Genomic DNA, 8617 nt, shown 5'->3' with positions numbered 1-8617 from the left:
GGAGCCTTCGTTGACATTGCCGGGGTTGGACACGTCCAGGGTCGGGACGTCAGCGCCCGGATTGGGGTTGCCCGGATCCGTGCTTTCGGTGTCGACGATGGCGGCATTGCCGGTGTCGGTGATGCCGGCGGGCAGATCCACGCCGCTGGCGGTCTTGCCGCTCAGCGTGGCTTCGAGGGTCAGCTTCTCGCTGCCTTCGAAGACGGCGTCGTCGTGGGTCGGAACGGTGACCACGATGCCGCCGGTGGTGCCAGCCGGGACCTGGAAGCTGTAGGTGCCGTTGCCGTTGTTCACCAGGGTGACCGTGGTGCCACCGATGGTGACCACGGGCGTGCCGATGTCGTCGGACTCGATGTCACCGCCGAGCTTGAAGGTGATGGTGGTTTCTGCGTCGACGGCCTTGCCCAGCGTGATGTCGAACTTGGCATCGGAGCCTTCGTTGACATTGCCGGGGTTGGACACGTCCAGGGTCGGGACGTCAGCGCCCGGATTGGGGTTGCCCGGATCCGTGCTTTCGGTGTCGATGATGGCGGCGTTGCCGGTGTCGGTGATGCCGGCGGGCAGATCTACGCCGCTGGCGGTCTTGCCGCTCAGCGTGGCTTCGAGGGTCAGCTTCTCGCTGCCTTCGAAGACGGCGTCGTCGTGGGTCGGAACGGTGACCACGATGCCGCCGGTGGTGCCAGCCGGGACCTGGAAGCTGTAGGTGCCGTTGCCGTTGTTCACCAGGGTGACCGTGGTGCCACCGATGGTGACCACGGGCGTGCCGATGTCGTCGGACTCGATGTCACCGCCCAGCTTGAAGGTGATGGTGGTTTCTGCGTCGACGGCCTTGCCCAGCGTGATGTCGAACTTGGCATCGGAGCCTTCGTTGACATTGCCGGGGTTGGACACGTCCAGGGTCGGGACGTCAGCGCCAGGACCTTGGGTGTCGACGATGGCGGCATTGCCGGTGTCGGTGATGCCGGCGGGCAGATCTACGCCGCTGGCGGTCTTGCCGCTCAGCGTGGCTTCGAGGGTCAGCTTCTCGCTGCCTTCGAAGACGGCGTCGTCGTGGGTCGGAACGGTGACCACGATGCCGCCGGTGGTGCCGGCCGGGACCTGGAAGCTGTAGGTGCCGTTGCCGTTGTTCACCAGGGTGACCGTGGTGCCACCGATGGTGACCACGGGCGTGCCGATGTCGTCGGACTCGATGTCACCGCCGAGCTTGAAGGTGATGGTGGTTTCTGCGTCGACGGCCTTGCCCAGCGTGATGTCGAACTTGGCATCGCTGCCTTCGTTGACATTGCCGGGGTTGGACACGTCCAGGGTCGGGACGTCAGCGCCCGGATTGGGGTTGCCCGGATCCGTGCTGTCCGCCAAAGCGCTCACCCCACTAAAAAGTGGAAGCACCGTAGTCGCTGGTACAGCACGTCCATACTCCAGCGCCAGCGGCGACACTGCCTCAATGATGCTGGAAAGGCGCACAAAAGTGCTGCCGCCCTCGCTGCCGCCGGACAATGTGGCCGCAGTAGGATCCAGCTCATCGAACGGATCCTGGCCGGCATTGATGGCCGCAATGATCTGGTCAATCTGCGCATTCGCGGGGCTCGCCACAGCAGCCTCTTCCACGGTTGGCGGCTGGATCAGGTCCGCAGTGAGATGCACGTCCTGGTTCTCGCCCACCATCAGCGGTGGCTGGCCGTCCGCCTGCAACTGCACGGTGCTGCCGGAGGCCGTCACTATCTCGGCGTCAGCGGGGATGCGCATGCCTTCACGGAGCTCCGTCAGATTGCCATCAGGACCACGCATCCAAGCCTGGCCAGTGAGTTTGGTAACGAGAACGGTTTGAGCTGCCATGAGGTTCTGCCTATCCAGTCAGATTAAAAAGTGAAGGTGCACAGAGGCACCTCTCCAATATTTCAGCTGAAATGGTAGGGCCCAAGGCCCCAAGGCACTATTGGCGCCAAAGCCAATCGGGCTCTGTTTTATTCGATCTCTGCTGCTCCAGATCAAAAAAGCCTGAAGCCTGCAATATGCAGGCTTCAGGCTTTTCAGCAACCGACACTCCAGAGGCAAGAGGTGACTATGCGCTCATCTGCAGCCCCAAAATCAGGTTCAGGCCAACTGTTTGCGCCCGATACCGTGAACCTTCAATGTCAGCATCAATCGGTCCTGTACCTGCAGCTTCTCAAAAATAGCAGACAGATGAGCGCGCACGGTACGCTCGCTGATGGACATGCGCTCGGCGATCTCCGCATTGCTGTCACCCAGCGATGCATAACGTGCAACCTCCTGCTCGCGTGCCGACAATGGTTCGGCCCAGTCCGACTCCTGCTCAGGCAGGCGGGCATCCACATCACGCAACAGGCGCTGCAGCAGGGAACGACCAAGCCAGATATTGCCGCCAGCCATGCTTTGCAGCATCCGCGACAGCACCTCCGGGCTCGATTGCGCATGGGCATAGCCACATGCTCCGCGCGACAGCAGGTTCCGGCCCTCCTCATCGCTGGGACGGTTGCTGAGAACCAGAACCTGAAGATCCTTCAGCAGCTCAATCCAGCGTGAAGCAGTCGACTCTGGCAAGGATGGCAGGGCTGCATCCAGCACCACCACGGTACGGCCTTGCTGCTTCCAGCGTTGCAAATCGGCCAGGCTCTGGCCGCGCGCAGGCATCCACTGAGGGCCTGCGATCTGCTGCCATTCCTGCCACAGCGTGGCATCCTGAGTCAGCATCAATACAGGCAAGGCATTCATAGAGTTCCTTTGTAATTGTTGGCGATCCATGAACTAACGTTCGATCAGTGAATTGGACTTGGCACGCAGAATCGGCTTGAGCAGATACTGCATCAGGGTGCGCTTGCCGGTGAGGATATGCACCTCGGCCTGCATGCCCGGAATGATGGGACGCGAGTCATCCCCCACATGGGCTTTTTCCGTGCGCACCTTCACGACATAGAAGGAGTTCCCTTTCTCGTCCGTGACCGTGTTGGCCCCGATCTGCTCGAGCTTGCCCTGTAAGCCACCGTAGATGGCAAAGTCATAGGCCGTGAACTTCACCTCAGCCTGCTGACCGAAGTGCAGAAAGCCGATGTCGCGCGGATTGATCTGCACCTCCATGAGCAAGGTGTCATCCAGCGGCACGATGTCCAGAATGTCCTTGCCCGGCTGCACAACACCGCCGACGGTATTCGCCATCAAGGTGTTGACCGTGCCGCGCACGGGCGAGCGCACCTCGGCCAGCTTGACTCGGTCCTCCAGCGCCACCTTGCCTTGCTCCAGGGTCCCCAGTTTGGCCTGGGTTTCCGAGAGTTCGGAGCGAGACTGATTGCGCATATTCAGCTCCGACTCCTGAATCTTGCGCTCCGCTTCCTGAATCGCAGCCTGAATGCGCCCGATCTGCGCACCGGCCGCCTTGGCCTCGCCACAGAAGCGAGCCACATCCCGCTGCAGGCGCAACAAATCCACTTCAGACACTGCTCCGCTCTTGAGCAAGGGGCGAGTCACCGAAAGCTCCTCTGAAGTCAAACTGCAGCTGGACGAGGCCTGGTCGCGGTTGGCCTGGGTTTCACGCAGCTCTTGCTGACGTTGGCGCAACTGGTCACGCGCAATATTGACGTTGGTGTTGAGCTCCTGGGAACGGCTCTCCCACATGCGCCGCTCCATCTCAACGAGCTGGGGCGCCAGAGCCTGCACATCTTCCGGAGCCTTGAATGGCTCGCCCGATGCCAGGGCCTGAAGACGCGCGGCCTTCGCCTTCAATGCCAGAAGTTCAGCCTTGTTCTCACCGAGGGACGAGCTGTAGCGCGTTGGATCGATGCGCAAGATGACCTGGCCCTGCTCCACATGCTCGCCGGGATGCACCAGAATTTCCTTGACGATGCCGCCATCCAGGCTCTGCACCACCTGAACCTGGCGCGAAGGAACCACCTTGCCCTGGCCTCGCACCACTTCATCGATGCGCCCCAGGCAAGCCCAGAGCAGCAGAACCAGCACGGTGACCAGAGATACCCATATCAATAGACGCGAACCACGCGCCTGCTGCTGCCCTGCAGCCCACTGCGCATCGGCCTTGAGGTCATCCGGCTGATGCGTTCCGACAACCTCGCTGCCGTCAAGCAGCCATCGCTCCAGTCGCGTCCAGCGCGCCTTGAGCGCCTCCTTGAAGCGCGACGGCTTTTTTTCTGGTTTGGACTCGCTCATGCTCGCCCTCCTACTCCGCCAATCCGCCCCTGCTTCAGGGCCTCGATCACCTGATCCTTGGCTCCATCGGCAACAATTCTGCCGCCATCAATCACGATCAGCCGGTCAACCAAGGTCAACAGGGCCGTGCGATGCGTGACCAGCAAAATGGTCTTGTCCTGCGCGGCCTCTTCCAGACGACGCTTGAGCTGTGCTTCGCTTTGATTGTCCAGATTGCTGCTGGGTTCATCCAGCAGCAATATGGCCGGGTCGTTGATCAGGGCACGGGCAACAGCAATGGATTGGCGCTGGCCGCCAGAAAGTGACTCACCGCGCTCGCCAACCAACATGTCGTAGCCCTTGGGATTGCGGGCTACAAACTCATCGACACCGGCAATGCGTGCCGCATGCAGCATATCTGCCTCATCCGCGAATGGAGCCCCCACCAGCAAGTTGTGCTTCAAGCTGCCATAGAACAGCATCGGGTCCTGAGGCACATGCCCGATGGCCCGACGCAGATCCACGGGGTCTATCTGACGGGCATCCATCCCATCGATCAGAACCGAGCCTTCACTGGGCTGATACAGGCCAAGGACCAGCTTCTCAAGCGTGGTTTTGCCCGAGCCGATACGACCAATGATGCCAACCCGCTCTCCGGGTCGGAGCGAAAAGCTCACCCCCGAAAGACTGGCCTGCTCGCTTCCCGGATAGCTGAAGCTGACATTGCGAAACTCGATGGCGCCACGCAGATCCGGACGTGAGATGAACTCCCGGTCCGCTTCATGCTCGACCGGCATCTTCATATAGTTGTCAATGGAATTGAGCGAGGTGCGCGCATTGTGAAACTGCATCATCAGCCCCGCGACCTGACCGAAGGGCGCCAGGCAGCGTCCCGCAATCATGGAGGCGGCAATGATGCCGCCCATGGAAAGCGCCGCATCCTGCACCTGATACACGCCGATGACGACCACCGCAATGGTGACCAGTTGCTGCAAGGTCTGAACGAAGTTCACCGTACCGGACGAGATGAACTTGATCTTGCCCCCCATATAAGCAATGTACTGAGTGGAGCTCTCCCACAGACGCTGCACTCCGCCTTGGGCATTGAGCGTCTTGACCGCCTCCAGGTTGGTCAGCGACTCCACGAGCAGCGCGTTGCGCTGAGACGAAGCCTGAAAGGTCTTGAGCGTCAGACTCTCCATGCGCGCCTGGGCCCAGAAGGAAACCAGCAAGATCGCTGCGATCGCCACCACAGGCGGGATCAGCATCCAGGGCGAAACCCAGGCAATCGCCACCAGAAACAGAAGCACGAAAGGCAGATCCACCAAGGTCGTGAGACTTGCAGACGCAATGAAGTCACGGACCGATTCAAACGAGCGCAGATTGGCCGCAAACGAGCCAACGGATGCGGGTCGGCTCTCCATGCGCAAGTCCAGAACGCGCTCCATGATCTGCGCGGACAACTGCACATCCACACGCTTGCTCGCGGCATCGACCACATAGGCGCGCGTCGTCGTCAGCACAAAATTGAAGATCAGCACCAAAGAAATGCCGATAGTCAGCACCCACAATGTTTCCACCGCGTTATTGGGCACGACCCGGTCATACACATTCATGCTGAACAAGGGCATTGCCAACGCAAAGACATTGATGAGCACGGCGGCCAGCAAGGCATCGCGGTACAGGCGCCGGTTCTCCAGAATCACGGCCCAGAACCAGTGGCTGCTGCGAGGCTCCATGCCTTGCTGCACGGAGCGCTGCTCGAAGCGGAACTGCGGACGCACAAAGCACATCAGTCCCGTGTAGTCCTGCAGCAAGGCCTGCACCTCCACCTCGACAGGGCTATCCGACTCCGGATATTGCAGCAGGACGCGACCACCCTCCTGCGCCCTGAGCAACAGGCAGGCTCGACCGCCGTGAAGCAGCAGTATCGCCGGCAGCAAGCCCTGGGGGACATCGTCCATAGTGCGCTGCACGATACGCGTGCTGAACTGTGCGCGAGCCGCAGCCCGAGCCAGCAATGAAGGCGTCAGGCGCTGATCCACCAGCGGCAGACCATTGCTCAGGGCCTGAGCCGTATAGGGCTTGCCATGCAGGCTGGTGAGCTGCACCAGGCAATCGAGCAAGGGATCGGCATGGGTCTCATGGGCCGGCATGCGCCAGCCCTCGGCCGGCGCATGGCCCGCGCTGTGTGCACCCAGGAAGGCCGGGCCGGCATGCTCCGCCGCTGCTGCTGCGGCTTCCGGCGAAGCACCATGCCCTCGCTTCTGGGTCGCATCCGTACCGCTGACCGATGCCAATGTAGGTTCAACGTCTGGTCTGGTCATCTTCAACAATCAACCTATAAAAGCTCTTCATCATCATCAATCAGGTCCAGCGAATTACGCATGCGCTGGCGCGCCTGCTTGCGTTGGTTCAGCTTATCGAGCGCCTGAGGCGGAAGATCCGTCAGGCGCAAGGTCCCATTGGCAAGCAAGGCGTCGATCAAGTCCTCCAGAACGCGGATGAAATCCGCATCCAGTGCCGACAACTCCTGCCGGGAGGACTGCTCCGAAGGTGGTGAATCGCTTTTATCCATGTTGTTCATCAACTCCCACAAAAGATGCGCCAGACGCCAGCAATCATCACCGGCGCACAGCCGCGGCAGGTACCGGCGCTGCAGCCGGGGCTTTCGCAGGCGCGCCCTGTTCGGCCTCCACACTGAAAGGCACCGGCGTCAGATTGGCGGTGTCAGGCACCGAGGATTTGCAGCTGCGCAGCAGATCATCGGGCAAGGTCAGCGCCTGTTGCTCATCCGGGCGGCTATCGTCATGCGGCTGCGCAAGTCCCAGCACCGGCAGGATCTGACTGGACAGTGTCAGCCACTGGTACTCGGCCTTCTTCAGATCGTATTGCGCATTGACCAAGGCACGCTGGGCATCGAACAGCTCGTTCTCGGTGTTCAGCAGATCCAGCAGAGAGCGCTGACCGATCTTGAATTGCTGCTGATACGCCACACGGACCTTGGCGGTGGAAAGAACATGTTCACGCAGGAACGGCGTTTGCTGACGCAGACGGGCCATATTGTTCCAGGTGATCGACAACTCCTGCTGGAGGTTGCGGCAGGTGTAATCGCGCACGTCCTGCGCTGCATAACCCTGGGCAATTGTCTGGCGCAGGCGTGCCTCATCGGCACCTCCGCGATACAGGTTGTAGGTCAGCATCAGCTGCACCCGCGAGCTCTGCACATCCCAGTAGGCAGGCGAGTTCTGGTCACGATCCCGTCCTGTGGAAGCGAGCAGTTCGAGCTTGGGCATGTGTGCACCCTTGGCCGCCTTCTGACCGGCCTCGGCCGCTTGCACCAGAGCCTGCTTGGACAACAGCAGCGGGCTGGCGCGCAGGGAATCGCCGAAATCCTTGGCCACCCCGGAGACAGGCAGCTTGCCAGCCACCTCGGGCACGGGATCCAGCGTGGCCGCCGGATACTCGCCCACCACACGGCGGTAGCGCTGCAGCACATCGTTGAGGTTGTTGCTCTCGGTCATCAGATTGGTCTGCGCCAGGGACAGACGACCGCTGGCCTGCTCCAGGTCAACACCACGGCCCACGCCGGACTGCTGGCGCTCGCGCAGCTGCCCCAGCGTCACCTGGTGGGTGCCGAAGTTTTCGCGCGCCAGCTTTTCCATTTCGCGGTAACGCTGCACATCCAGATAGGCCGCCACGACATCGTTGGCCAGGTTTTCGGTGGTCGCACGCAGATCGTAGAACTTGGCCAGCTTCTCGAAGCCCAGCTGGCGGATATTGCTGCTGGTGGTGAAACCATCAAATATCAGCTGACGCAGCTGCAGATTCCAGCCCGGGCGATTCCAGTTCTGCGATGGAGAATCCTGAATATGGCTGCGCCACTCGCGACCGACCCAGCCTTGGGCAGTGACCTGGGGGCGCCAGCCGCCGCGGGCCACGTTCTGACCTTCAACCGACGACGTGAAATCCTGGAAACGCGCCTGCACTTCGGGGTGGGTCATCAGCGCCTGCTCCACCACTTTTTGCAGTGCGACGCCTTGTTCGTTGGCCTGTTGCGCATTCATGGTCGTCTGAGCCATACCCCCCATGGCCCACGAGGCCACACCCAGAGTGGCTACCACTTGTGCAATCTGACTGAATTTCATTGTTATCCCTCTTGTTTGACTCCGACCGGGCAATGCGATGCCTAGCCCGCCAACAAGTTGGCGAGAGCAATCGGTGCGACTTCTACAAATCGTTCCCGCGGACGCTGGTTGTTAATGTGGATCGGCTCGCTGCTGCCCGAAAAGGCATCGCATACGGCCTCAGAACTCGCAAAATGGAATTCTGTAACTCTCGTGCTCACAGTCTTTGGCGTCATGCCAACACCGCACAGGAGACTGACGGTCAGGTCAAGATTGTTGACTGATCGACAAAACTCACTATTTTTGCTTGACGAGCCACCACTTAGCAGTGG

At 60.9% G+C, this 8617-nt stretch carries 6 protein-coding genes; all 6 read right to left on the bottom strand.

All coding sequences use genetic code 11. The features are described from left to right. Positions 1-1836 (bottom strand): retention module-containing protein (locus DFO48_RS24645; RefSeq protein ID WP_147282774.1); only part of this gene is annotated, 1836 nt, incomplete at its 3' end. A 258-nt stretch (positions 1837-2094) separates the two neighbouring features. Further along, complete coding sequence (locus tag DFO48_RS24640) at positions 2095-2733, bottom strand: response regulator transcription factor (protein WP_003075144.1); 639 nt, start codon at positions 2731-2733, stop codon at positions 2095-2097. Positions 2734-2766: 33 nt separating this feature from the next. Beyond that, positions 2767-4179: an HlyD family type I secretion periplasmic adaptor subunit gene (locus tag DFO48_RS24635; RefSeq protein ID WP_114865064.1), complete on the bottom strand. Its 1413-nt coding sequence runs from the start codon at positions 4177-4179 to the stop codon at positions 2767-2769. After that, positions 4176-6314 (bottom strand): type I secretion system permease/ATPase, encoded by a 2139-nt coding sequence (locus DFO48_RS24630; protein ID WP_199407057.1) that lies wholly within the window; start codon positions 6312-6314, stop codon positions 4176-4178. The genes DFO48_RS24635 and DFO48_RS24630 overlap by 4 nt, the downstream gene beginning before the upstream one ends. A 185-nt stretch (positions 6315-6499) precedes the next feature. Further along, a complete protein-coding gene (locus DFO48_RS24625) occupies positions 6500-6745 on the bottom strand; it encodes a hypothetical protein (protein ID WP_003075147.1) in 246 nt (81 codons plus the stop codon). Positions 6746-6782: 37 nt separating this feature from the next. Next, on the bottom strand, positions 6783-8306 hold the full coding sequence (locus tag DFO48_RS24620; RefSeq protein WP_003075148.1) for a TolC family outer membrane protein: 1524 nt from the start codon (positions 8304-8306) through the stop codon (positions 6783-6785). Positions 8307-8617: the final 311 nt, after the last annotated feature.

The organism is Comamonas sp. AG1104 (genome assembly GCF_003350425.1).
GTDB lineage: Bacteria > Pseudomonadota > Gammaproteobacteria > Burkholderiales > Burkholderiaceae_C > Comamonas > Comamonas testosteroni.
Note: the sequence above shows the minus strand (reverse complement) of the source record. Positions and strands in the feature narration are given on the sequence as shown.